This window comes from Escherichia sp. HH091_1A (genome assembly GCF_030295175.1).
GTDB lineage: Bacteria > Pseudomonadota > Gammaproteobacteria > Enterobacterales > Enterobacteriaceae > Escherichia > Escherichia coli_F.
Genome location: NZ_AP025747.1, coordinates 149,169 through 172,483, shown reverse-complemented (window position 1 = coordinate 172,483; position 23,315 = coordinate 149,169). Strand labels below are relative to the sequence as shown.

Here is a 23,315-nt window from a genome sequence, read left to right as displayed (position 1 = left end):
TTCTGTTCTTCTGTAACAAGACAGAAGAAGATATCTCTCAAATTTACCTTGGTCTTCATGAATACTTTTTCGTCCGTCGCGTCGGTGCGGTATTTGCCGGATCATCCGGCCAGACGTGTTTGGGATAACGCCCTTTCATCTCTTTTTGCACCTCGCGATACGCTCCTTTCCAGAAGGCACTCAAATCTCGCGTTATTTGCAGAGGCCTTTGGGCAGGAGAAAGCAACTCCAGCACCAGCGGCACGCGCCCCTGGGCGATCGTCGGATTGGTGGCCTCGCCAAACATCTCCTGCATTCTCACCGCCAGCGCGGGCGGGTTATCTTCATGGTAACGAATGGCGATCCGGCTTCCCGTCGGCACAGTGTAATGCGCAGGCAATTCACTATCCAGACGTTGCTGCATCCCCCAATCAAGTAATCCGCGTAGCGCCTGATAAATATCGAGTGATTTCAGGCCGCGTAGCGAATGTACGCCTGTCATATGCGGCAGTAACCACGTTTCCAGCGTCGCCAATAAACTTTCATCATCAACCGCTGGCCAGTCATATTCTGGCAACCACCTGGCGGCGCATAACAAACGCAAGCGTAGCTGTTCCGCTTCCGCCGTCCAGTTGAGCACGCTTAAGCCTTTATCACGAACGCCGTTAAGCATCGCCTGATGCAGCTCGTCTTCTGAAGGCTTCGCCAGCGGCTGCACTTTTACTGTCAGTTGGCCAATTTGCAGCCGACGCCAGGCTTTCAGCGTACCTTGCGCATCATCCCACTCCACAGTGTCAGACTGCTGTACCAACTGCGGACAGCGTTGTACTAATTCATCGATATCGACCGGTAGCGCCAGTAAAATCCGCGCATCCGGCGAGGCGCTACCCTGCAATAATAACGGTGCGATCAACCATTCGTGGCGGCTGAGCGCATCATCGGCATCGAGCATTGCCCCCATGCCGTTTGCCAGTTGATAGCGTCCATCTTGCCCACGGCGACGAGCGATGCGATCGGCAAACGCTCCGGCAAGTAACGGTGCGATAAGCGAACTGTCTGCCTCACCGCCGCGTACGTTTAAGCGCTTTAACAGTTGCTGGCTACGTTGCTGCCAGGCAGGTTGATTGCGCGAAAACGCCACGCCCAGATCGATATTGCCCATCCGTGGTGGCTCTTCGAGAATAGCGGCAATTTTTGCAGCGGTAGCAGCCTCGTCGTCGCTCTTTGCGCTCACCAGCATTGCCGCTAAACGCGGATCGTTACCCAGCGTCGCCATTTTCTGCCCTTTCGTGCTTAGCCGTTCACCGTCCATCGCCCCCAGCATCCGTAACAGGCGTTTCGCGGCCTGTAAATTCACGGCTGGCGGTTGATCCAGCCAGCTCATCTGCGTCGGATCGCTGCATCCCCATTGCAGTAATTCCATCAGCAAACCGGAGAGATCGCTTTGTAATATTTCTGGTTCACTTTGCGCGGAGGCGCGTTCTGCTTGTTCTTTGGCGATTAAATGTAAACAGATCCCCGGCTCCAGACGTCCGGCACGCCCCGCACGCTGCGTCATAGATGCCTGACTAACGCGTTGAGTAATCAGCCGCGTAAGCCCCGTGCGCGGATCAAAGCGCGCCACACGTTCCTGAGCACAATCCACCACCAGACGAATACCTTCGATGGTTAAACTGGTTTAAGCAATATTGGTTGCCAGCACCACTTTGCGCATCCCTTCTGGTGCCGGAAGGATCGCTTTTCGCTGATCGTTCAGCGACAACGCGCCATACAGCGGGCAGAGCAACACATCACTACCGATGCGCGAAGCCAGTTGTTCCTGAACGCGATGAATTTCTCCGACACCAGGTAAAAATAACAGTAATGATCCGCGTTCCTGACGCAGCAATTCGGCGGTGGCAACCGCCACGGCTTCATCAAAACGCTGATGAGCGGGCAGCGATAAATAACGGCGTTCAACCGGAAACGAGCGCCCTTCTGAGATGACGACGGGCGCTTCTGGCAGCATCTGCTGCAAGCGGTCATTGTCCAGCGTAGCCGACATAATCAGTAGTTTAAGGTCATCACGCAGACCTTGTTGCACATCGAGTAACAGCGCCAACGCCAGATCCGCCTGCAAGCTGCGCTCATGAAACTCATCGAGGATCACCAATCCAACGCCGCTCAGTTCAGGGTCACGCTGGATCATGCGCGTCAACACGCCTTCGGTAACTACTTCCAGGCGAGTATTTGGCCCGACACAGTTTTGCGCGCGCATCCGGTAGCCTACCGTATCACCTGTTTTTTCGTTAAGCAGTTCCGCCAGTCGTTGCGCAACGTTACGCGCCGCCAGGCGACGCGGCTCCAGTAGGATAATTTTTCCGTTAATGCCGGGATGCGTCAGCAGTTGCAGCGGCAGCCAGGTTGATTTCCCGGCCCCGGTCGGCGCACTTAATAACACCTGCGGTGCACCATCGAGGGCAGCAAGTAACTCAGGTAAGACGGCAGCAACGGGCAACGACGACACAAAACGCTCCAGAGGGTTAACATTCTTCGCGCCACATTGTAGCATCGCGGTAATGCATAACCGAGTACCTCACATGTCTGAACCGCAACGGCTGTTCTTTGCTATCGACTTACCTGCAGAAATCCGCGAACAGATTATCCACTGGCGCGCCGCACAGTTCCCACCAGACGCGGGACGTCCGGTCGCCGCCGATAATTTACATCTGACACTGGCATTTTTAGGCGAAGTGAGCGCAGAGAAAGAGAAGGCGCTTTCTCTTTTAGCCGGACGGATTCGTCAGCCCGGTTTCACACTCACGCTTGATGACGCCGGTCAGTGGCTGCGTTCGCGTGTGGTATGGTTAGGGATGCGTCAGCCGCCACGCGGCTTAATCCAGTTGGCGAATATGCTTCGTTCACAAGCTGCACGCAGCGGTTGTTTTCAAAGCAATCGACCGTTTCATCCACATATCACCTTATTGCGCGACGCCAGCGAGGCGGTGACAATCCCGCCGCCAGGCTTTAACTGGTCGTATACGGTGACGGAGTTCACCCTTTACGCCTCCTCGTTTGCCCGTGGGCGCACACGCTACACGCCGCTAAAACGCTGGGCGCTAACGCAATAACAAGGATTGTCGCAATGGAATTTTCTCCCCCTCTACAGCGCGCAACGCTAATTCAACGTTACAAACGCTTTTTAGCCAATGTGATCACACCCGATGGTTGCGAATTAACGCTACACTGCCCGAATACGGGTGCGATGACCGGATGTGCAACGCCTGGCGATACCGTCTGGTATTCAACTTCAGACAACACAAAACGGAAATACCCACACACCTGGGAGTTAACCCAAAGCCAAAGCGGCGCATTTATTTGCGTCAATACACTTTGGGCTAACAGGTTGACGAAAGAGGCTATCCTTAATGAATCCATTTCAGAACTGTCAGGATATAGCTCTCTGAAAAGCGAAGTAAAATACGGCGCCGAACGCAGCCGTATTGACTTCATGTTGCAGGCGGATTCGCGTCCAGACTGCTATATTGAAGTGAAATCGGTTACGTTAGCGGAGAACGAACAGGGATATTTTCCCGATGCGGTCACTGAACGAGGTCAGAAACACCTTCGGGAGTTAATGAGCGTAGCGGCTGAAGGCCAGCGTGCGGTTATCTTTTTCGCCGTGCTGCATTCAGCCATTACACGGTTTTCACCCGCGCGCCACATCGATGAGAAATACGCGCAACTATTGTCAGAAGCTCAACAGAGGGGGGTAGAAATTCTGGCTTACAAAGCAGAACTTTCTTCTGAAGGCATGGCTCTTAAAAAATCACTGCCGGTTACATTGTAGTAGAGTAAGTAACTGGTTAATTTACATTCTGGTCGCGTGCGCAAATACGCTTTTCCTCACACAGTTGTCAAGTGTTACGTTTAGATAATTGCTATCCGGAAAAGCTTCTGCTATTTATAGCGGCCTCATTTTTCCCCCGAACATGGGGATCGATAGTGCGTGTTAAGGAGAAGCAACATGCAAGAAGGGCAAAACCGTAAAACATCGTCCCTGAGTATTCTCGCCATCGCTGGGGTGGAGCCATATCAGGAGAAGCCGGGCGAAGAGTATATGAACGAAGCCCAGCTGGCGCACTTCCGTCGTATTCTGGAAGCATGGCGTAATCAACTCAGGGATGAAGTCGATCGCACCGTTACACATATGCAGGATGAAGCAGCCAACTTCCCGGATCCGGTAGACCGTGCAGCCCAGGAAGAAGAGTTCAGCCTCGAACTGCGTAACCGCGATCGCGAGCGTAAGCTGATCAAAAAGATCGAGAAAACGCTGAAAAAAGTGGAAGACGAAGATTTCGGCTACTGCGAATCTTGCGGCGTTGAAATTGGTATTCGTCGTCTGGAAGCGCGCCCGACAGCCGATCTGTGCATCGACTGCAAAACGCTGGCTGAAATTCGCGAAAAACAGATGGCTGGCTAATTACAGCCGTTCCATCACGTTTACCACAGGCGGGAAATGCTCCCGCCTTATTTTTTGTTCAACGAGATGACAGACACACACTATATTGGTCGCTTCGCCCCCTCTCCTTCTGGCGAGCTTCATTTTGGCTCTCTGATTGCCGCGCTTGGAAGCTTTCTACAGGCTCGCGCCCGGCAAGGTCGCTGGCTTGTTCGCATTGAAGATATCGATCCGCCTCGTGAAGTTCCCGGTGCCGCAGAGACCATCCTGCGCCAGCTGGAACATTACGGTCTACACTGGGACGGCGATGTTCTCTGGCAATCGCAACGTCACGACGCCTATCGCGAAGCACTCGCATGGTTACATGAGCAAGGGTTAAGTTATTACTGCACCTGCACGCGCGCACGTATTCAAAGCATTGGCGGTATTTACGACGGTCATTGCCGGGAGTTGCATCATGGGCCAGAAAACGCTGCTGTACGTATTCGCCAGCAGCATCCGGTCACCCAGTTTACTGACCAGCTGCGCGGCATTATTCATGCCGACCAAAAACTGGCGCGGGAAGATTTTATTATTCATCGCCGTGATGGTTTATTTGCCTATAACCTGGCGGTGGTCGTTGACGATCACTACCAGGGCGTGACAGAAATTGTCCGTGGCGCGGATTTGATCGAACCCACGGTGCGCCAAATCTCGCTGTACCAGCTTTTTGGCTGGCAGGTGCCAGATTACATTCATTTGCCACTGGCACTTAATCCACAAGGCGCTAAACTTTCCAAGCAGAATCATGCGCCTGCGTTGCCAAAAGGCGATCCTCGGCCGGTGTTAATCGCGGCACTTCAATTTCTGGGCCAGCAGGCAGAAACACACTGGCAGGATTTCAGCGTCGAGCAAATTCTCCAGTCAGCCGTCACAAACTGGACGCTGACTACCATTCCTGACTCGGCAATTGTAAATTCAACATTCTCAAATGCGTCATGCTGAGCTATGATTAGCCGCTATTTTTTTGTCCTGAATGATGTTTGACACTACCGAGGTGTACTATTTTTACCCGAGTCGCTAATTTTTGCCGCAAGGTGCTAAGCCGCGAGGAAAGCGAGGCTGAACAGGCAGTCGCCCGTCCACAGGTGACGGTGATCCCGCGTGAGCAGCATGCTATTTCCCGCAAAGATATCAGTGAAAATGCCCTGAAGGTAATGTACAGGCTCAATAAAGCGGGATACGAAGCCTGGCTGGTTGGCGGCGGCGTACGCGACCTGTTACTTGGCAAAAAGCCGAAAGATTTTGACGTGACCACCAACGCCACGCCTGAGCAGGTGCGCAAACTGTTCCGTAACTGCCGCCTGGTGGGTCGCCGTTTCCGTCTTGCTCATGTCATGTTTGGCCCGGAGATTATCGAAGTTGCGACCTTCCGTGGACATCACGAAGGTAACGTCAGCGACCGCACGACCTCCCAACGCGGGCAAAACGGCATGTTGCTGCGCGACAACATTTTCGGCTCCATCGAAGAAGACGCCCAGCGCCGCGATTTCACTATCAACAGCCTGTATTACAGCGTGGCAGATTTTACCGTCCGCGATTACGTTGGTGGCATGAAGGATCTGAAAGACGGCGTTATCCGTCTGATTGGTAACCCAGAAACGCGCTACCGTGAAGATCCGGTACGTATGCTGCGCGCGGTTCGTTTTGCCGCCAAATTGGGCATGCGCATCAGCCCGGAAACCGCAGAACCGATCCCACGTCTGGCAACCTTGCTAAACGATATTCCTCCGGCGCGTTTGTTTGAAGAATCTCTGAAACTGTTGCAAGCGGGCTACGGTTACGAAACCTATAAACTGCTGTGTGAATACCATCTGTTCCAGCCGCTGTTCCCGACCATTACCCGCTACTTTACGGAAAATGGTGACAGTCCAATGGAGCGGATCATTGAGCAGGTGCTGAAGAATACTGACACGCGTATTCATAACGATATGCGCGTCAACCCGGCGTTCCTGTTTGCCGCCATGTTCTGGTATCCCCTGCTGGAAACAGCACAGAAAATTGCCCAAGAGAGCGGCCTGACTTATCACGACGCTTTCGCGCTGGCAATGAACGATGTGTTAGACGAAGCCTGCCGTTCACTGGCGATCCCGAAACGGCTAACCACTTTAACCCGTGATATCTGGCAATTACAGTTGCGCATGTCCCGCCGTCAGGGTAAACGCGCATGGAAATTACTCGAACATCCGAAGTTCCGCGCCGCTTATGACCTGCTGGCACTGCGTGCTGAAGTAGAACGCAACGCCGAGCTACAACGACTGGCGAAATGGTGGGGTGAGTTCCAGGTTTCAGCGCCGCCAGACCAAAAAGGGATGCTTAACGAACTGGATGAAGAACCGTCACCACGTCGTCGTACTCGTCGCCCGCGCAGACGTGCGCCGCGCCGTGAGGGCACCGCATGACAGTGGCGTATATTGCCATCGGCAGCAATCTGGCCTCTCCGCTGGAGCAGGTCAATGCTGCCCTGAAGGCAATAGATGACATTCCTGAAAGCCGCATTCTTGCCGTTTCTTCGTTTTACCGCACCCCACCGCTGGGGCCGCAAGATCAACCCGATTACTTAAACGCAGCCGTGGCGCTGGAAACCTCTCTTACAGCAGAAGAGCTCCTCAACCACACACAGCGTATTGAGCTGCAACAGGGTCGTGTCCGCAAAGCTGAACGCTGGGGACCGCGCACGCTCGATCTTGATATCATGTTGTTTGGTAATCAGGTCATAAACACTGAGCGCCTGACCGTTCCGCACTATGATATGAAGAATCGTGGATTTATGTTGTGGCCGCTGTTTGAGATCGCGCCGGAACTCGTGTTTCCTGATGGTGAAACGTTGCAAGCAAGACTCACTACTTTCCCTCCCAGCCCACAGCACTGGTAAACCACATTCCTGGAAAAACGTATTGGGTAATGCAATGTTGTATAATATTATTTTATAGTTTCAATGAATTAATTCTCTCTCCCCCATCATAAAAATCACAAAAAAACAGCATTAAAAATATAATTACGGCAAATATATTTTCATTACCTATATTAACTTTTCTCTTTATAAGAGGTTTTAATGATAATTAACCAATTTATTCTGAGTACTATGCCTCACTCCCGGTATTAGCACTGGATAGCACTTAATTGGATTCTGTCAGGCTGGGACGGGGGCAACAAGTGCATACAACGACCTGTCCTTAACGCGTAATTATTAATTTCTACAGCGTATTATCATATTATTTAAACCTGCCCAACCTCACCAAATACATTCATAAAATGCATAATTATAATAAATCATAAAAATCCATTCACCGAAGATATTTTTCTTTAAAGAGTGTGGCATTTATAATAAGTTTTGGTGAGAAAATTCACCACCATTAATTTTAATAAGGATATTTCTATGTTAAATAAAAGTGCTATTGCTGCGGCATTAGTCATGTTCACCAGTTCAGCCTTCGCGCTTGATGGCGGTCAATTAGATTTCTCAGGTTTGGTCAGTGACAATACCTGCGCCCTGCACGTCAACGGTGGCGCGCAGGACGGTCAAATTACTCTGCAAACCGCTACAACCGCTGAAGTTAATGGCGCAGGTGTCGTAAAGACTGCCGACGTTGGCGCAAAACCGGAAGCCTTTTCTATTGCGATAGATTGCTCGGGCGATCCAAAAAATAACGCCAGTCTGAGCATGGGTTCTGTGTTCTTCAGTAACAGCCAGGGCACTCTGAACAACGATCTCTCTATCAGCCAGGCGGCAACCGGGGTCGCAATTGCCATTCACTACCTTACCAATGCCACCACCTACCAACAGGTGAAAGTTAACGACAGCACCGATGTTAAAAACCTTGTGTTTACCAACGGCAAAGCGGTTTACAACTTTAAAGCGTCGTATGTTAAACAGGCAGCAACAGTTGACGCAACGGCAGGTTATGTCAAAAGCAATGCCACTTATACAGTGACTTATCAGTAAATCTCTGCATCACCCGACAGCCCACTGCTGTCGGGTAACTCAATAAGGATGGTGTTATGACCAGGATGTGTCAGTTTGTTGTTTCCGTTGTTTTCATCGTATCGACAGCCGTTTTCAGCCTCACCGCGCAAGCAGATATCGTGCTTTCCGGTACGCGCATTATTTACAATGCAGACCAGAAAGACGTTACATTGCGCATGGAAAACAAAGGCGCCCGCCCATTATTAGTCCAGACCTGGATTGATACCGGCAGCGAGAATGCCGACCCCAGCACATTGAAAGTGCCTTTTACCGTGACGCCACCGGTTTCCCGCGTTGATGGTAAAAAAGGCCAAACGGTTAAAATTGCGTGGAACGCCAGCCAGACCCTTCCAGCCGATCGCGAAAGCATTTATTGGTTCAATGCGCTGGAAGTTCCCCCCAAGATGAGCGATGCCGATGCCAAAGGAAAAAACATTCTGCAACTGGCTTTCCGCACCCGTATCAAGCTGTTCTATCGCCCAACCGGTCTGGCGGGTAACCCGGCTGATGCACCAAAACAGTTAACCTGGCGTCTCCAGTCTTCAGCCGGAAAAGTGGTGCTGCAGGCGACAAACCCTACGCCTTATCACGTCTCATTCAGCAGCATTACCCTTGGCTCAGGCGGTAATAAATATACCGTGGAGACCAGTATGGTCGCGCCCATGAGCAGTGCGGAAATGGTGGTAAAAGGCGCTCCCCGTTCTGTGTCTGGTGCAACAGTTGATTACTCCGCCATTAATGATTTTGGCGGTGGCATTGACGGCCAAGTCAAACTTTGATGCCCACAAATTATATCGGCTGAGATCGTACAATGAAGATCCCCTACGATGGCAAAAAAATTCAACGATCGCCGCTCGCTTGCCTGATTGCGTGCAGCCTGCTGCCCTGTACTCAAAATGTGTGGGGGGCAGACGAGACCGTTGAGTTTGATAACACGTTCCTGATGGGCGCAGGCGCCAGGGATATTGATGTCAATCGTTACAGCAAAGGTAACGCAACATTACCTGGACGCTATGACGTCAGCGTGTTTATTAATAACCAGGCCAGCGCCAATCTGAAAATCGAGTTTATTGAATTAGACCCAAAACACGCTGCTCAACCCTGCATCTCCGCGAACACGTTATTACAGCTGCATATTCGCCAGCCAGAAAAGCTAACGGATAACGCAATTTTGCAAAAACGCGAAAATGCTGCGCAGGATTGCCTCAACCTAGAGGTTGCTATTCCGCAATCAAGCGTCGCTTACAACAGCAATGATCAGCGGCTTGATATCAGCATGCCGCAAATCTGGCTGCAAAGAACCTATGCCAACTATGTCGACGCCTCACTCTGGGATGAAGGCATCAATGCCGCAATGCTCTCTTACACCCTTAACGGCTGGCGCAGTGAATCCCCCGATCAAACCACAGAAACCAGCTACGCCGGACTAATGGGCGGTATCAATTTATGGGGATGGCATTTTCGCTCACATGGTAACTATTCGTGGGACAAAGAAGACGGCGGCAGTTTTGAATTTCAGGATAAATACCTGCAACGCGATATCGCCGCGCTTCGCTCTCAACTGGTGATGGGTGAAACCAATACCACAGGAGAAACCTTCGACTCGGTGCCTATTCGCGGGCTGCGACTCTATAGCGAAAGCCGCATGTTGCCACCCACGCTGGCATCGTATGCGCCCATTATCCGTGGCGTGGCAAACTCTAACGCGAAAGTCACGATCACCCAAAACGGCTATAAAATTTATGAAACGACCGTGCCACCAGGGCCATTCGCGATTGACGATCTCACCCCGGCAGGGTTCGGTGCCGACCTCGAAGTGACCATCACCGAATCGGACGGCTCAAAGCGTACGTTTAGTCAGGCCTATTCATCGGTGATCCAGATGATGCGTCCCGGCGTAGGCAAATGGGATATCAGCGGCGGTGAGGTCAATAAAGAGGAACTTCAGGATAAACCGAACCTGCTGCAAGGGACCTACTATTACGGATTGAGCAACACCTTCACCGGCTACACTGGTCTGCAAATGACCGATAACGGCTACTGGGCCGGTTTACTGGGGGTGGGGATGAATACATCGCTGGGCGCATTCTCCTTCGATGTTACTCAGTCTCATGCCGAAATCCCTGACGATAAAACTTATAGTGGGCAGAGCTACCGTATTTCATGGAATAAATATTTCGCCCCGACCGAAACGTCACTCAACATTGCCGCCTATCGCTACTCCACTGAAAACTATCTGGGGCTAAACGACGCGTTAACGCTGATTAATTCAGCCAATCATCCTGATGAAGAGGACTACTCGGGTATTGTCAGTTATGCGCGCATGAAAAATCAGTTCAGCGTTAGCATTAACCAAACGTTAAAAAGTGATGAACGTGACTATGGATCTTTCTATGTGAATGGCACATGGACAGATTACTGGGTAACCAACGAATCACAGAGCAGTTTTTCCTTTGGCTACAGTAATTCCTTTAACTGGGCGAGCTACAGCGTCAGCCTGCAACGCACATACGATGAAGACAATAAGAAGGATGATTCAGTTTACCTGAGCGTGACCATTCCGCTTGATAAACTGCTGGGTCGTGATAGCCGCCAGGGTGGCTTCAAAACGCTGAACACCAGCGTTAACAGCGATATGAAAGGGAGTTCGCAATATAACGCCATTGCCTCGGGCTACAGCCAGGATAATCGCTGGAGTTACAGCGTGAATACCGCCTATAACGCGCATAAAAACAGTGACAGCCTGAAAAGTATCAGCGGTTATACCAGCTATGAATCGCCGTGGGGAACATTTTCAGGCTCAGCCTCCACCAGTAGCGATCACTCACGTCAGTATGGGCTCAGCACCGATGGCGGTTTTGTACTCCACCGGCACGGTCTGACCTTCAGTAACGACAGTTTTACCGACTCTGACACGTTGGCGCTGATCAACGCCCCCGGTGCAAAGGGCGCGCGCATTAACTTTGGTAACAGCACCATCGATCGCTTTGGCTACGGCGTGAGCAGTTCACTGTCACCGTATCGGGAAAATACTGTCGTGCTCGATGTTAACGATCTGGATAACGACGTGGAGCTCAAAAACACCAGTAGCATCGCCATTCCGCGCCAGGGTTCCGTCATTTTCAGCCATTTTGACACCGACACCGGGCGTTCTGCCATTCTCAATTTACTGCGCAGCAACAATCAGCCCGTGCCGTTTGCTTCTGATATTACCGACGAAAAAGGGACCTCTATCGGGACCGTCGGACAGAGTAGTCAGGCATTTGTACGTGGTATTGCCGACAGCGGTGAATTGACGGTCACCTGGTATGAGAAAAATAGTCGCCAGCAGTGCCGTATTCATTATCAGATACCGTCATCACCCACCATGACCGGTAAAACCATCGTACTCAACGGCGTGCCATGCACCCAGCAATAATGTTCCAGGAGAGGAAATGAGAACTTTTTTACTACCGCCCCTGCTGCTGCTGACGTCGCTTTGTCTCCGCCCTGCACTGGCAACCGATCTTTCGGTCAACTTTACCGCAACAATCAAAGAGACGACCTGTGCCATGACGCTCAATGCATTGAATGGGGCCAATATCAGCGGTGATGCCGCAGCGAATAACTATTATCTGGATCTGCCTGACATGGGCGTTTCGGACATTGTGAATAAATCGTCAATGTCGGAGGCTAATTTTAAAATCCTTCCCAGCAATTGTAATAACTATATTTCCAGCATGTCGATGACCCTTAATGGCGCAGTCAGCAGCTATACAGATTCGTTAATCTCTAATGACCAGACAGTTTCGGGGCATACCAACTTTGTTGGTCTTGGTATTAAGCATATGAACGCAAATGAAAATCTCCGTTTTAAACTCAACGGTAGCCAGCGAGTCACCTGGACGAGTGATGAAATAAGTAATGGATTGGATCTCACTGCCATGCTTCGTCAGACCACCACAGCGAATCCGATCACCACTGGACAATTCCAGGCCAAAGTGACTTTTGTCTTTACCTACGAATAGCAGGTTTGTTTATGAATTATCAAAATATAACCTTTGTATTGCTGCTGTGCTTTGGATATATCACCATCGGCCACGCCGCCAGTAGCTCTATGGACGTTACGGTACGCGCTAAGGTCATTGCCAGTACCTGCACGGCGGAATTGCGCAATGCGCAGGATCAGCAAGCCACCACCATCGCAATTGGCGATGTCTATCTCAACGAGCTTTCCGCTAAATCGAAATACCAGAACTTCAGCCTGGTGTTTTCAAACTGCGAAGGGTTAGCAAAGGATCAGGCCAAAGTTGTGCTTTCTGCACAGACGGGCTGCGATGGCGCTTCCAGTTCCGGTGGCGGATATCGTAATGAACTGACGACGGCGGACGATGATGCGGCAACCGGTGTCGCAGTTGAAGTGTGGACGACGAATCAGCCAGAAGGTCAGGGCAGCATTCAGCTTAATTGTAAAACCAAACCGACCAGCATTGTCGATTTAACCGCGGCAACAGGCTCGAATATTGTCCACTGGCCGCTCAGTGCCCGAATTGTCATTGCATCGGATAATACCATCGCGGATGTTCGTGCAGGTCAATTCTCCACCAACGCTATATTTTTTGTAACCTATGAGTAGATGATGATGAAAACATTTATCTACATATTCGCACTGTGGTTTTCATACAATGCCATTGCCGCCAGCACCAATATTAATATGACCGCCAATATTGTCAGCACCAGCTGTAAAGTCACGTTCGACAATAGTGGGAGTATTGATTTAGGAACGGTGGATTACAACTACCTGAACAATAATACTTCCGTCGATCGCGTTTATACCGGTGGTCACTCGTTCTACATTTCTGTCAGCGACTGTGCGCAGGTTGCAGGAAAGAACCCTGCTCGTCTTACAGTGAGTTTTACGCCCGTCGCTGGTACGCTCGGTGCAACAAACCAACAGGTTTTCGCTAATCAGACGACTAATGGCGCTAAAAATGTCGGCATCGTGATCTTATCCACTCAGGATGCGCAAAATATTTTCAATGTACTGGATACCCACGGTCAACCGCAGAGCATTTATCCTGTGAGTGCCGATCAGTTAGCTAATGCTACTTATCATTTTCATGCGAGGATGCAGAAGGTCGACCTGACGCAAGCCGCGACAGCCGGCTTAGTACGAGCCAGTGTGTTTGTGGGTGTTTATTATGAGTAATGTTTTTCGTTTTCAAGGATGATGAAATGAACCGTTTACAGCTAACAACGTGGGGCAACATTTTATTGCTATTATTGCCCCTATATTCAGGCTGCCTCCAGGCCGCAGACACACTTGTTGTCGGAAGTAAAGATACCGCTGACGGCGGCACTCAATTTCAAAACGCTGGTCCGGCTGGTGATGGTTATTCCACTACCATCTATACTACGGGTAGCAGCCAGGTCGTGATTGGGCGTGCCACAGCACTGCAATACAGCAATGTTAAAATCAAGCTAAATCTCGATACCGCTGCCACTCCTAATACAGGGGTTATTTACTGCTCCCCTGACGGTACGGGCGGACCGATTTCACTGGAGAACCATTTTCTTAAAAGTCCGTACATCTACGATGGTCACCAACTTTTTAAAACCAATATTCAAGGGCTGTATTTTACCGCACGCATGTATGGTCTTGAGTCGTATGGTGTAGACTCACTAGACAACTTTTATATCGGTGATACAAATCCACAACCACTGAATCTTCACACATCAACGTGCCCGGACGCTTCTGGATGGTATCTGACCCTTGGTGGCTTAGTCTCTAAAATCGACATCGACTTATATAACGACGCTACCTTTGACCCCGATGCCAGCGGCAGCATTGCCCTGCTGAGTGACGCACCCTATCACTACTCTCTGAAAAATCAGTCCCCTGGCGGAAATCTCAATTCCCGTACAATTTTTCAGACGTTTAATATGGGAAATGTCACGTTAACCTCTCCTACCTGTTTGTCGGCAGTCCTCACTGGCAGCAGTGTCAGTCAGGGTGACACGGTAGGTTTGGGCGAATACAGTCCAAAAGAAGTTATTGACGGTGCGAATGGTGTGCCTTTTTCGATCACACTAAAAGGATGTTACCGGGTAACAAACATCGAAGTAAAATTGACGACAGGAGCTCCTGCGCTATCAGCGTCGCTATTGGGCAACTCGCTTACAGCAAATGCGGCAAGCGGTGTAGGTGTGGAGATCAAAGGTAAGCCCAACTCACATTATCCAGAAGTGACGCTGATGCCCAACGACGCCTCCTCAATCTATAAAGCGTATGGCGATAACCCGGATAACTCAAACGGTATTATTGGCAGTAACTCTTCGGGTTCTCCTGCCGACCAAACGCTGAATTTCACCGCGACTCTTAAGCAGGATGACAATCAGCAGATCCGGGCCGGAGATTTTAAAGCGACTGGCATCTTCTCAATCACCTACCCCTGAGCCCCGCTACCGGCAGGTCCCCCTGCCGGTTTTGACCACAAAGGGCTAACACTCATCACTGACATCCCCTACAATGCGCCAATCCTATCGATAACACTTATGACTAACAGGGGTTATGATGAAACCGACCACCATCTCCTTACTGAATAAATACAAACAAGAAAAAAAACGCTTCGCCACCATTACCGCTTACGACTACAGCTTCGCCAAACTGTTTGCTGATGAAGGGCTGAACGTGATGCTGGTTGGCGATTCTCTGGGTATGACTGTTCAGGGGCACGACTCCACACTCCCGGTAACCGTTGAAGATATCGCTTATCACACCGCCGCCGTGCGTCGTGGCGCACCAAATTGCCTGCTGCTGGCTGACCTGCCGTTTATGGCTTACGCCACCCCGGAACAGGCCTTTGAAAATGCCGCCACAGTAATGCGTGCCGGAGCCAATATGGTCAAAATTGAAGGCGGCGCATGGTTGGTTGAGACGGTACAAATGCTGACTGAACGCGCAGTTCCGGTGTGTGGTCATTTAGGTTTAACCCCACAGTCAGTTAATATATTTGGCGGCTACAAAGTACAAGGGCGTGGCGATGAAGCGAGCGATCAACTGCTCAGCGATGCGTTAGCCTTAGAAGCCGCTGGTGCACAGTTGCTGGTGCTGGAATGCGTACCGGTTGAACTGGCGAAACGCATTACCGAAGCGCTGGCGATTCCGGTCATCGGTATCGGGGCGGGCAACGTCACCGACGGGCAGATTCTGGTGATGCACGATGCGTTTGGCATTACCGGCGGCCATATCCCTAAATTTGCCAAAAATTTCCTCGCCGAAACGGGCGACATCCGCGCAGCGGTGCGTCAGTATATGGCTGAAGTCGAGTCCGGCGTTTATCCGGGCGAAGAACACAGTTTCCATTAAGGAGTCACGTTGTGTTAATTATCGAAACCCTGCCGCTGCTGCGTCAGCATATCCGCCGTCTGCGTATGGAAGGCAAGCGCGTGGCGCTGGTGCCTACTATGGGCAATTTACATGATGGTCATATGAAGCTGGTTGATGAAGCGAAAGCGCGGGCCGATGTGGTCGTGGTCAGTATTTTCGTTAACCCGATGCAGTTTGACCGCCCGGAAGATCTGGCGCGCTATCCGCGCACCTTGCAGGAAGATAGCGAGAAGCTGAACAAGCGCAAAGTGGATCTGGTTTTCGCTCCCTCGGTAAAAGAGATCTACCCGAACGGTACAGAAACCCACACCTATGTCGATGTTCCAGGCCTTTCCACCATGCTGGAAGGTGCCAGTCGTCCAGGACATTTTCGCGGCGTATCGACCATCGTCAGCAAACTGTTCAACCTGGTCCAGCCGGACATCGCCTGCTTCGGGGAAAAGGATTTTCAGCAACTGGCACTGATCCGCAAAATGGTTGCCGATATGGGCTTCGATATTGAGATTGTCGGAGTGCCGATTATGCGCGCGAAAGACGGTCTGGCGCTCAGTTCCCGTAACGGCTATCTGACAGCGGAACAACGTAAAATTGCGCCGGGTCTGTACAAGGTCTTAAGTTCAATTGCCGACAAATTGCAGGCTGGCGAACGGGATCTCGATGAAATTATTGCTATTGCCGGGCAAGAACTGAATGAAAAAGGTTTCCGTTCCGATGATATTCAGATTCGCGATGCCGACACCTTGCTGGAAATCGCTGAAAACAGCAAACGAGCTGTGATTCTGGTAGCCGCCTGGCTTGGCGATGCTCGCCTGATCGACAACAAAATCGTCGAACTGGCGTAATACTTATACTCTAAATAATTCAAGTTGCAGGAAGGCGGCAAGCGAGTGAATCCCCAGGAGCTTACATAAGTAAGTGACTGGGGTGAGCGAACGCAGACGCAGCACATGCAACTTGAAGTATGACGAGTATAACTGGCGCTACGGCTGATGGCGCCAATTATTAATTTGCCCCACGTCATGGCGATGACGTCTGTAAGCGGTTATTCATATCGCAGGCAATTTAGTTAATCAGCTTATCAAGCTCAGCAAGAGGTAAATTTGCCATCTCTGCAACGTCTTCCCGAGACATTCCTTTACTCAGAAGACGCAGGGCGAATTCTTGCCTTTCCTCCTGTCTTCCCAGCTGAATCCCCTTCTCAATCCCCTTCTCAATTCCCTTCTCTTCAAACCACTGCGCCAGCGTCATCATAGACTCCCCTCCCGTTTCCCTGTCTCTCACCACACCATAAAACAAATCCGCTTGTTCAGTATGACCACGTTGCAGCATATAGTTTTGCATGGCAACTAACTGACTTCCGCTAGTGTACCCTTCGTCAATCAGCGTGACCAGTTGCTCCAGCAATAACATTAAGTCGCGCTGGCGAATATGTTTTTGCAGCAGTTCGAGAATCGCAATCCGCCGATGTTGCATGATTTCGTCATCCGGTGTGATAGTGATATCCACCAGCGGGAAAGGACTGTTATAGACGCGTCGCGCCAGCTCCGGCGAGTAAAACATATCAAACCAGCACATTGAGAGCGGATAAGGTGTGGCCTCGCCCTGATAAAACAGAATCGGCACCACCAGCGGCAGCTTATCGTGATCTGCCTCCAGATGCCGGTGCATGGCAGCAATAGAATAACGCATCATGCGAAACGCCATTTTTTTATCCGGCTTGCTTTGGTGTTCAATCACAACATGTAGATAGCCCGTATTACCCTGCATTTGCACGGAATAGAGCACGTCAGTGCTGTGCCCTTTCAGGCTTTCTTCAATAAAACTCCCCGACTCAAGATGCAGCGTGTCGAGATCACACAGTTCGCGTAGCTCCGCTGGCAAATGGATATCCAGAAAGTCGCGAGCCGTTTCCGCGTGCATTAAAAATTGTTTAAACACCGCATCATGCGGTGTGGTACTCGGTGCTTCCATCTTCCCTGCCTTCCGTGTTGTCTTGCGTGAAGGCAGTATCCAGTCAAGGCGCGCCGTCGTCAGCCGCCTCTTTAGTGTTTACCGAGCAGCGTTCAGAGAAATTTCAATTGGTTACAGGTGTTACATGGCTCGCCTCGGCACGGTACGCAAACTGCTGATGCAAATGCCGTCAGATGAGTAGACACTAAACAAAAATCGGGCAATACTGCGTGAGAATTTCCTCAAAGCAGGCACCGCCTGCTTCGTTAACGACAGGGTAGAAAGGTAGAAGTTATGATTCGCACGATGCTGCAGGGCAAACTCCACCGCGTGAAAGTGACTCATGCGGACCTGCACTATGAAGGTTCTTGCGCCATTGACCAGGATTTTCTTGACGCAGCCGGTATTCTCGAAAACGAAGCCATTGATATCTGGAATGTCACAAACGGCAAGCGTTTCTCCACCTATGCCATCGCAGCAGAACGCGGTTCGAGAATTATTTCTGTTAACGGTGCGGCAGCCCACTGCGCCAGCGTCGGCGATATTGTCATCATCGCCAGCTTCGTCACCATGCCGGATGAAGAAGCTCGCACCTGGCGGCCCAACGTTGCCTACTTTGAAGGCGACAATGAAATGAAACGTACCGCGAAAGCGATTCCAGTTCAGGTGGCCTGATAATCACCCCTGCGGCTGGTTACTCACCAGCCGCGACATCGTCTCAAGCGAATCCGTTCTTAAGATATAAAGCCGTTTTAGTAACAACGGATTATCCCCCGGTTTTACTTTGCCTTTCATGGTGGTCACTGCCAGATGAAATCCGGCTTCACGTGCCGCCTTCACCGCTTTGTCATTAAAACCGCCAAACGGATAAGAAAGATACAAGACATGTGGATTAAACTGCGCCAGCGCCCGACGCGATCGCGCAAAATCAAACAGAATATTGTGCTCACTACGGCTCAGTAATATGGGGCGGCGATAGCCATCTATCCGATGCAAAAAATGAGTATGTGACTGGAAATCAAATACATCACGAATTTCGTTAAGCTCAGAAATGCTCATAAATTGCAGCGATTTTGGATCCCATTTCTGCGGGTGACGTTTGATGCGCGAGGTAACAATAAATGCCGTCGTCTTCATACCATAGTGTTTCAACACAGGATACGCATAGCGGCTCACCGACTTGAGACCATCATCAAAGGTAATCACCACGGCACGTGCCGGGAGATTAATTTTATTCTGCACGTAACCTTCCAACTGCGTCATGCTCAGTGTCGCGTACCCCCTGTCGCGCAGCCAGGCCATCTGGTTATTGAAGGCGCGTACCGAGGTGGTCGTCGAAGTATGGCGAAAACGGGTATTTTCTTCGTCGCGCAGAATATGATGATAGGTTAGCACCGGCAGGCCATTGTCGGGTTGGGCATCCAGCGCGCTGATATAGGCCAGTCGATCGCCAATACGGATCTGATACCAGGTTTGGTTTAACCTGTCTTTCAGTTTATGCAAAATCGGATAACGCAAATTGTCCGCCAGTACCCCAAATGGCGCACTGCCCACACTCGGCGCGTTATAAACCGGCGTATCTTTCCAGGTTATTAAGTTCTGATTACTCAGCGGCTTGTTGAGGTCACCCAAACCGTCTTCAACTTTTTGTCGCCCCTGAACCGGCTCGAGATGACCTTTATCGATAAACCCTTTGCCAAAGCCAAAATTAAATGCGTAATAACTTGCGGCAGTGGGCTCCACGGCAATGATTTGTCCGGCCCGAATATTCCCTACCGTCACCATTTTGTCGCCAATTTGCGCCCAGACCGCAGCATTTTCGATGGTTTGCATATAACGGGCAGGTAATGCGGCACTGACGCTTGTGGTAAACAGCATCAGCAGGAGAATAACAGCTTGTTTATACATGAAAAAATAACCAAGGATGAAACAACGCTTTTATTGTAGCAAAAGCGTCATCAGGATCGCGGGTTAATACTCATACAAATTATGTTTGAGGACGAAAGGCGGATTTTTTTGTTGTTGGTGCCAAAGACTACTGACCTCCGGCGCACCCAGTTCGACAATTCGCTCGCGAAACTCAGCGCTGGATAATGTTTCACGGTAGGCCAGCATCTGTTCAACTAACGGTAACGTTACCCCAGAAATCACTTCACAGCGGGAGTGTTTGTGGCTTAATAGCGAAGCCACGCGGTACGGCGGCGCTCCGGCAATATCAGTTAAAAAGATCACCCCATCGCCAGAGTCTGCTTCATGCAGAGCATCGCACATCATACGGCTGAGCATATTAGAACTTAATCCGCGCCAGAAATTCACGGCCCGGCACTGAAGAAGCGCCCCGTGTTTTTTCTCCAGCGCATCCAGTATCTCTTGCGCCCGATCATCGTGACAGGTAATAACCCAACCTAGCATCGCCTTCCTCCTTAGCCGAAAATCAGTCTACCCTGACCATTGTTGATAAAGGGTGATAGCCGTCAAAACTCCTCTCCCCCGAATCCAGAGGAGAGGAAATAGCCTTAGCTACGTAGACCACGCCCACGTTGGATCAGCGACCAGCAAATCAAATAAAACGCCACAATAAAGACCACCAGTACGCCAAAGGTAGTGACCAGCGGCACATCATTGATTCCGAGGAAGCCGTAGCGGAAACCACTGATCATATAAACGATCGGGTTCAGGTGCGACAGTCCCTGCCAGAACGGCGGCAGCAAAGTCAGGGAGTAAAAGACCCCGCCCAAATACGTGAGTGGCGTTAACACAAAGGTTGGCACCAGGCTGATGTCATCGAACGTTTTGGCAAACACGCCGTTCAGCAATCCAGCAAGGGAGAATAACACCGCCGTGAGCACCAGCGTTAAAGCGACAAATACCCACGAATGTACCTGAAAAGGCACAAAAAACAGTGAAATTGCCGTCACCAGAATGCCAACAAACAGTCCGCGCGCCACGCCACCGCCAACATATCCGGCAATAATCACGTGAGTCGGTACGGGTGCAACCAGCAGCTCTTCAATATTACGCTGGAACTTGGCACCAAAAAATGATGAAGCGACGTTGGCGTAGGCATTGGTGATTACCGACATCATGATCAGCCCCGGCACGATGAACTGCATATAGCTGAAGCCATGCATATCGCCGATGCGCGAACCAATCAGGTTACCGAAGATAATAAAATAAAGGGTCATGGTGATGACCGGTGGCACCAGCGTCTGCACCCAGATACGCATAAAGCGATGGATCTCTTTCGCCCAGATGCTTTTTAGTGCCACCCAGTAAAGATGCATCATGCGCGATCTCCTTGTTTTTCATTAACCAGTGAAACAAACAGCTCTTCCAGACGGTTAGCTTTGTTACGCATACTTAATACCTGAATACCCTGCTCACTTAACTGCGTGAACACGCTGTTAATCCCCTGCTCACGCAGCACTTCAACTTCCAGCGTAGCGGTATCGACCAGTCGATACTGATAGCCATCGAGCTTCGGTAATGGGCTTTTCGGCGCGAGATCGAGAATAAAAGTTTCCGATTTCAGCTTCGCCAGCAGCGCCTTCATCGAGGTATTTTCCACCAGCTCACCATGTTGAATAATGCCGATATTGCGGCACAGCATTTCTGCTTCTTCCAGGTAGTGCGTGGTAAGAATGATGGTGGTGCCTTTGTCGTTTAAATCCTTCAAAAATCCCCACATTGAGCGGCGAAGTTCGATATCCACGCCTGCGGTCGGTTCGTCAAGAATCAGCAGTTTAGGTTCATGCATTAACGCACGAGCAATCATTAAACGGCGCTTCATCCCACCCGATAACATACGCGCACGTTCGTTACGCTTTCCCCATAAATCGAGCTGTTTAAGATACTTTTCGCTGCGGATGTACGCTTCTTTGCGCTCTACACCGTAGTACCCCGCCTGGTTCACCACAATTTGTTGCACGGTTTCAAACGGGTTGAAGTTAAATTCCTGCGGCACCAGTCCCAACTGACGTTTAGCGTTCACGACATCCTTCTCGAGATCGTAACCAAATACGCTGACCCGCCCGGAGGTTTTATTTACCAGAGAGCTGATAATACCGATAGTGGTTGATTTCCCGGCCCCGTTCGGCCCGAGAAGCGCATAAAAATCACCCGCTTCGACCTGCAAATCGATTCCACGAAGCGCCTGAACGCCGCCTGGATAGGTTTTTTTAAGCTGTTGAAGTTCCAGTGCAATGGTCATAAATTTTTACTTACCTTACGTTCTTACACTTTATCTGTGGTTTAAATCGTCCCGGAGTTGCCCTATATTAGCCAAACGTAATTATTTGGTTACAGGTCGTTAACCTCCATGAAAGACATAGATACACTCATCAGCAACAATGCACTATGGTCAAAAATGCTGGTGGAAGAGGATCCCGGGTTTTTTGAGAAACTGGCGCAAGCGCAAAAACCGCGCTTTCTATGGATTGGATGTTCCGACAGTCGCGTTCCTGCAGAACGTTTAACCGGTCTTGAGCCGGGCGAACTCTTTGTTCACCGTAATGTTGCTAACCTGGTCATTCACACCGACCTGAACTGCCTTTCCGTGGTTCAGTATGCAGTGGATGTTCTCGAAGTTGAACACATTATTATCTGTGGCCACTACGGTTGCGGCGGCGTACAGGCCGCAGTTGAAAACCCGGAACTGGGGCTTATCAACAACTGGCTGCTACACATTCGCGATATCTGGTTCAAACATAGCTCATTGCTTGGCGAAATGCCGCAAGAGCGCCGTCTGGATACCTTGTGCGAACTGAACGTCATGGAGCAGGTATATAACCTGGGCCACTCCACCATTATGCAATCAGCGTGGAAACGCGGGCAGAAAGTCACCATTCACGGCTGGGCCTACGGCATTCACGACGGTTTGCTGCGTGATCTGGATGTTACCGCCACCAACCGCGAAACCCTTGAACAACGTTACCGTCACGGGATTTCCAATCTCAAGCTGAAACACGCCAACCACAAATAATAACACCATGCCGGATGCAACACATCCGGCACATCCGCACTTACTCGTCCAGCAGCACTACTTTGCCGATGTACGGCAGATGGCGGTAACGCTGAGCGTAATCAATGCCGTAACCCACCACAAACTCATCCGGGATCGAGAAACCGATAAATTCTACCGGGACGTTCACTTCACGACGGGACGGTTTATCCAGCAGCGTACAAATCGCCAGCGACTTCGGTTCGCGCAGGCTTAAGATTTCACGCACTTTCGACAGTGTATTACCCGAGTCGATGATATCTTCAACAATCAGCACGTCCTTGCCACGGATATCTTCATCCAGATCTTTGAGGATTTTCACATCGCGGGTGGTGGACATGCCGCTACCGTAGCTGGAGGCGGTCATAAAATCGACTTCATGAGATACCTGAACTTCACGGCACAGGTCCGCCATAAACATAAATGAGCCACGCAGCAGGCCTACCAGCACCATATCGCTGCCGCTGTCTTTGTAACGCTCAGTAATCTGACGACCCAGTTCGGCGATACGCGCTTTAATCTCCGCTTCGGGGATCATTACTTCTACAGTATGTTTCATATCTCTAACCAT

At 50.6% G+C, this 23,315-nt stretch carries 23 protein-coding genes and 1 pseudogene; 17 read left to right on the top strand and 7 right to left on the bottom strand.

Translation table 11 applies throughout. The annotated features are described in order from the left end of the window. Positions 1-55 precede the first annotated feature (55 nt). Positions 56-2,485: pseudogene (gene hrpB / locus QUF14_RS00770) on the bottom strand (ATP-dependent helicase HrpB). Positions 2,486-2,558: 73 nt separating this feature from the next. Here hrpB and thpR point away from each other — a divergent pair. The 15 genes from thpR (at position 2,559) to panC (ending at position 16,637) form a co-directional block, all read left to right on the top strand. Next, positions 2,559-3,089 carry an RNA 2',3'-cyclic phosphodiesterase gene (gene thpR, locus QUF14_RS00765; RefSeq protein WP_001294670.1) on the top strand — a complete coding sequence of 177 codons (531 nt, stop codon included), beginning with the start codon at positions 2,559-2,561 and terminating at the stop codon, positions 3,087-3,089. Positions 3,090-3,103: 14 nt separating this feature from the next. After that, on the top strand, positions 3,104-3,808 hold the full coding sequence (gene sfsA / locus QUF14_RS00760) for a DNA/RNA nuclease SfsA (protein WP_100733610.1): 705 nt from the start codon (positions 3,104-3,106) through the stop codon (positions 3,806-3,808). A 177-nt stretch (positions 3,809-3,985) separates the two neighbouring features. Next, positions 3,986-4,441 (top strand): RNA polymerase-binding protein DksA, encoded by a 456-nt coding sequence (gene dksA / locus QUF14_RS00755; protein ID WP_001155227.1) that lies wholly within the window; start codon positions 3,986-3,988, stop codon positions 4,439-4,441. Positions 4,442-4,507: 66 nt separating this feature from the next. Then, a complete protein-coding gene (gluQRS, locus tag QUF14_RS00750; protein WP_001360390.1) occupies positions 4,508-5,404 on the top strand; it encodes a tRNA glutamyl-Q(34) synthetase GluQRS in 897 nt (298 codons plus the stop codon). Positions 5,405-5,463: 59 nt separating this feature from the next. Further along, positions 5,464-6,861: a polynucleotide adenylyltransferase PcnB gene (gene pcnB, locus QUF14_RS00745; protein ID WP_203369798.1), complete on the top strand. Its 1,398-nt coding sequence runs from the start codon at positions 5,464-5,466 to the stop codon at positions 6,859-6,861. After that, positions 6,858-7,334 carry a 2-amino-4-hydroxy-6-hydroxymethyldihydropteridine diphosphokinase gene (gene folK / locus QUF14_RS00740; protein ID WP_000215120.1) on the top strand — a complete coding sequence of 159 codons (477 nt, stop codon included), beginning with the start codon at positions 6,858-6,860 and terminating at the stop codon, positions 7,332-7,334. Before pcnB ends, folK begins: the two co-directional genes overlap by 4 nt. A gap of 504 nt (positions 7,335-7,838) precedes the next feature. Continuing rightward, complete coding sequence (locus QUF14_RS00735) at positions 7,839-8,405, top strand: fimbrial protein (protein WP_000932937.1); 567 nt, start codon at positions 7,839-7,841, stop codon at positions 8,403-8,405. A 65-nt stretch (positions 8,406-8,470) separates the two neighbouring features. After that, positions 8,471-9,205 (top strand): fimbrial chaperone, encoded by a 735-nt coding sequence (locus tag QUF14_RS00730; RefSeq protein WP_100733614.1) that lies wholly within the window; start codon positions 8,471-8,473, stop codon positions 9,203-9,205. Positions 9,206-9,237: 32 nt separating this feature from the next. Next, entirely contained in the window at positions 9,238-11,844 is a 2,607-nt protein-coding gene (locus QUF14_RS00725) for an outer membrane usher protein (RefSeq protein WP_100733609.1), read from the top strand. A 16-nt stretch (positions 11,845-11,860) separates the two neighbouring features. After that, positions 11,861-12,433 (top strand): fimbrial protein, encoded by a 573-nt coding sequence (locus tag QUF14_RS00720; RefSeq protein WP_001258735.1) that lies wholly within the window; start codon positions 11,861-11,863, stop codon positions 12,431-12,433. 11 nt (positions 12,434-12,444) lie between these two features. Continuing rightward, a complete protein-coding gene (locus QUF14_RS00715) occupies positions 12,445-13,041 on the top strand; it encodes a fimbrial protein (RefSeq protein ID WP_001109255.1) in 597 nt (198 codons plus the stop codon). Then, the gene (locus tag QUF14_RS00710; protein ID WP_000980010.1) at positions 13,042-13,614 is read left to right on the top strand and encodes a fimbrial-like protein; all 573 of its coding nucleotides are present in this window, start codon (positions 13,042-13,044) and stop codon (positions 13,612-13,614) included. It abuts the gene before it with no gap. A gap of 26 nt (positions 13,615-13,640) precedes the next feature. Next, the gene (locus tag QUF14_RS00705) at positions 13,641-14,861 is read left to right on the top strand and encodes a fimbrial protein (RefSeq protein WP_001081044.1); all 1,221 of its coding nucleotides are present in this window, start codon (positions 13,641-13,643) and stop codon (positions 14,859-14,861) included. 118 nt (positions 14,862-14,979) lie between these two features. Continuing rightward, positions 14,980-15,774 carry a 3-methyl-2-oxobutanoate hydroxymethyltransferase gene (gene panB / locus QUF14_RS00700; RefSeq protein WP_000805482.1) on the top strand — a complete coding sequence of 265 codons (795 nt, stop codon included), beginning with the start codon at positions 14,980-14,982 and terminating at the stop codon, positions 15,772-15,774. Positions 15,775-15,785: 11 nt separating this feature from the next. Next, positions 15,786-16,637 carry a pantoate--beta-alanine ligase gene (panC, locus tag QUF14_RS00695; RefSeq protein ID WP_000905338.1) on the top strand — a complete coding sequence of 284 codons (852 nt, stop codon included), beginning with the start codon at positions 15,786-15,788 and terminating at the stop codon, positions 16,635-16,637. A 220-nt stretch (positions 16,638-16,857) separates the two neighbouring features. Here the strand turns inward: panC and rpnC are convergent, their stop codons facing one another. Further along, entirely contained in the window at positions 16,858-17,766 is a 909-nt protein-coding gene (gene rpnC, locus QUF14_RS00690) for a recombination-promoting nuclease RpnC (RefSeq protein ID WP_000387995.1), read from the bottom strand. A gap of 273 nt (positions 17,767-18,039) precedes the next feature. Between rpnC and panD the strand changes: the two genes are divergently transcribed. Beyond that, complete coding sequence (panD, locus tag QUF14_RS00685) at positions 18,040-18,420, top strand: aspartate 1-decarboxylase (RefSeq protein ID WP_000621515.1); 381 nt, start codon at positions 18,040-18,042, stop codon at positions 18,418-18,420. 3 nt (positions 18,421-18,423) lie between these two features. Here the strand turns inward: panD and QUF14_RS00680 are convergent, their stop codons facing one another. From QUF14_RS00680 to QUF14_RS00665, 4 genes are all read right to left on the bottom strand, one after another. Further along, a complete protein-coding gene (locus QUF14_RS00680; protein WP_000277948.1) occupies positions 18,424-19,653 on the bottom strand; it encodes a polysaccharide deacetylase family protein in 1,230 nt (409 codons plus the stop codon). 63 nt (positions 19,654-19,716) lie between these two features. After that, positions 19,717-20,157 carry a PTS sugar transporter subunit IIA gene (locus QUF14_RS00675; protein WP_000901977.1) on the bottom strand — a complete coding sequence of 147 codons (441 nt, stop codon included), beginning with the start codon at positions 20,155-20,157 and terminating at the stop codon, positions 19,717-19,719. A 104-nt stretch (positions 20,158-20,261) separates the two neighbouring features. Continuing rightward, positions 20,262-21,032 (bottom strand): ABC transporter permease, encoded by a 771-nt coding sequence (locus QUF14_RS00670; protein ID WP_000972203.1) that lies wholly within the window; start codon positions 21,030-21,032, stop codon positions 20,262-20,264. After that, positions 21,029-21,955: an ABC transporter ATP-binding protein gene (locus tag QUF14_RS00665; RefSeq protein WP_000150637.1), complete on the bottom strand. Its 927-nt coding sequence runs from the start codon at positions 21,953-21,955 to the stop codon at positions 21,029-21,031. The genes QUF14_RS00670 and QUF14_RS00665 overlap by 4 nt, the downstream gene beginning before the upstream one ends. Before the next feature lie 108 nt (positions 21,956-22,063). Between QUF14_RS00665 and can the strand changes: the two genes are divergently transcribed. Further along, positions 22,064-22,726: a carbonate dehydratase gene (gene can, locus QUF14_RS00660; RefSeq protein WP_000651599.1), complete on the top strand. Its 663-nt coding sequence runs from the start codon at positions 22,064-22,066 to the stop codon at positions 22,724-22,726. Between the two features lie 40 nt (positions 22,727-22,766). Here can and hpt read toward each other — a convergent pair whose 3' ends face one another. Then, positions 22,767-23,303 (bottom strand): hypoxanthine phosphoribosyltransferase, encoded by a 537-nt coding sequence (gene hpt, locus QUF14_RS00655; RefSeq protein WP_000683336.1) that lies wholly within the window; start codon positions 23,301-23,303, stop codon positions 22,767-22,769. Between the last annotated feature and the right edge of the window lie 12 nt (positions 23,304-23,315).

Excerpts from the sequence above, each read along its gene's own strand:
- hpt (WP_000683336.1), bottom strand. The coding sequence starts at position 23,303 with ATGAAACATACTGTAGAAGTAATGATCCCCGAAGCGGAGATTAAAGCG.
- can (WP_000651599.1), top strand. The coding sequence starts at position 22,064 with ATGAAAGACATAGATACACTCATCAGCAACAATGCACTATGGTCAAAA.
- QUF14_RS00665 (WP_000150637.1), bottom strand. The coding sequence starts at position 21,955 with ATGACCATTGCACTGGAACTTCAACAGCTTAAAAAAACCTATCCAGGC.
- dksA (WP_001155227.1), top strand. The coding sequence starts at position 3,986 with ATGCAAGAAGGGCAAAACCGTAAAACATCGTCCCTGAGTATTCTCGCC.
- QUF14_RS00710 (WP_000980010.1), top strand. The coding sequence starts at position 13,042 with ATGATGATGAAAACATTTATCTACATATTCGCACTGTGGTTTTCATAC.
- QUF14_RS00725 (WP_100733609.1), top strand. The coding sequence starts at position 9,238 with ATGAAGATCCCCTACGATGGCAAAAAAATTCAACGATCGCCGCTCGCT.
- rpnC (WP_000387995.1), bottom strand. The coding sequence starts at position 17,766 with ATGGAAGCACCGAGTACCACACCGCATGATGCGGTGTTTAAACAATTT.
- panB (WP_000805482.1), top strand. The coding sequence starts at position 14,980 with ATGAAACCGACCACCATCTCCTTACTGAATAAATACAAACAAGAAAAA.
- panD (WP_000621515.1), top strand. The coding sequence starts at position 18,040 with ATGATTCGCACGATGCTGCAGGGCAAACTCCACCGCGTGAAAGTGACT.
- QUF14_RS00670 (WP_000972203.1), bottom strand. The coding sequence starts at position 21,032 with ATGATGCATCTTTACTGGGTGGCACTAAAAAGCATCTGGGCGAAAGAG.
- gluQRS (WP_001360390.1), top strand. The coding sequence starts at position 4,508 with ATGACAGACACACACTATATTGGTCGCTTCGCCCCCTCTCCTTCTGGC.
- QUF14_RS00680 (WP_000277948.1), bottom strand. The coding sequence starts at position 19,653 with ATGTATAAACAAGCTGTTATTCTCCTGCTGATGCTGTTTACCACAAGC.
- QUF14_RS00735 (WP_000932937.1), top strand. The coding sequence starts at position 7,839 with ATGTTAAATAAAAGTGCTATTGCTGCGGCATTAGTCATGTTCACCAGT.
- QUF14_RS00705 (WP_001081044.1), top strand. The coding sequence starts at position 13,641 with ATGAACCGTTTACAGCTAACAACGTGGGGCAACATTTTATTGCTATTA.
- folK (WP_000215120.1), top strand. The coding sequence starts at position 6,858 with ATGACAGTGGCGTATATTGCCATCGGCAGCAATCTGGCCTCTCCGCTG.
- QUF14_RS00730 (WP_100733614.1), top strand. The coding sequence starts at position 8,471 with ATGTGTCAGTTTGTTGTTTCCGTTGTTTTCATCGTATCGACAGCCGTT.
- thpR (WP_001294670.1), top strand. The coding sequence starts at position 2,559 with ATGTCTGAACCGCAACGGCTGTTCTTTGCTATCGACTTACCTGCAGAA.
- QUF14_RS00720 (WP_001258735.1), top strand. The coding sequence starts at position 11,861 with ATGAGAACTTTTTTACTACCGCCCCTGCTGCTGCTGACGTCGCTTTGT.
- sfsA (WP_100733610.1), top strand. The coding sequence starts at position 3,104 with ATGGAATTTTCTCCCCCTCTACAGCGCGCAACGCTAATTCAACGTTAC.
- QUF14_RS00675 (WP_000901977.1), bottom strand. The coding sequence starts at position 20,157 with ATGCTAGGTTGGGTTATTACCTGTCACGATGATCGGGCGCAAGAGATA.
- QUF14_RS00715 (WP_001109255.1), top strand. The coding sequence starts at position 12,445 with ATGAATTATCAAAATATAACCTTTGTATTGCTGCTGTGCTTTGGATAT.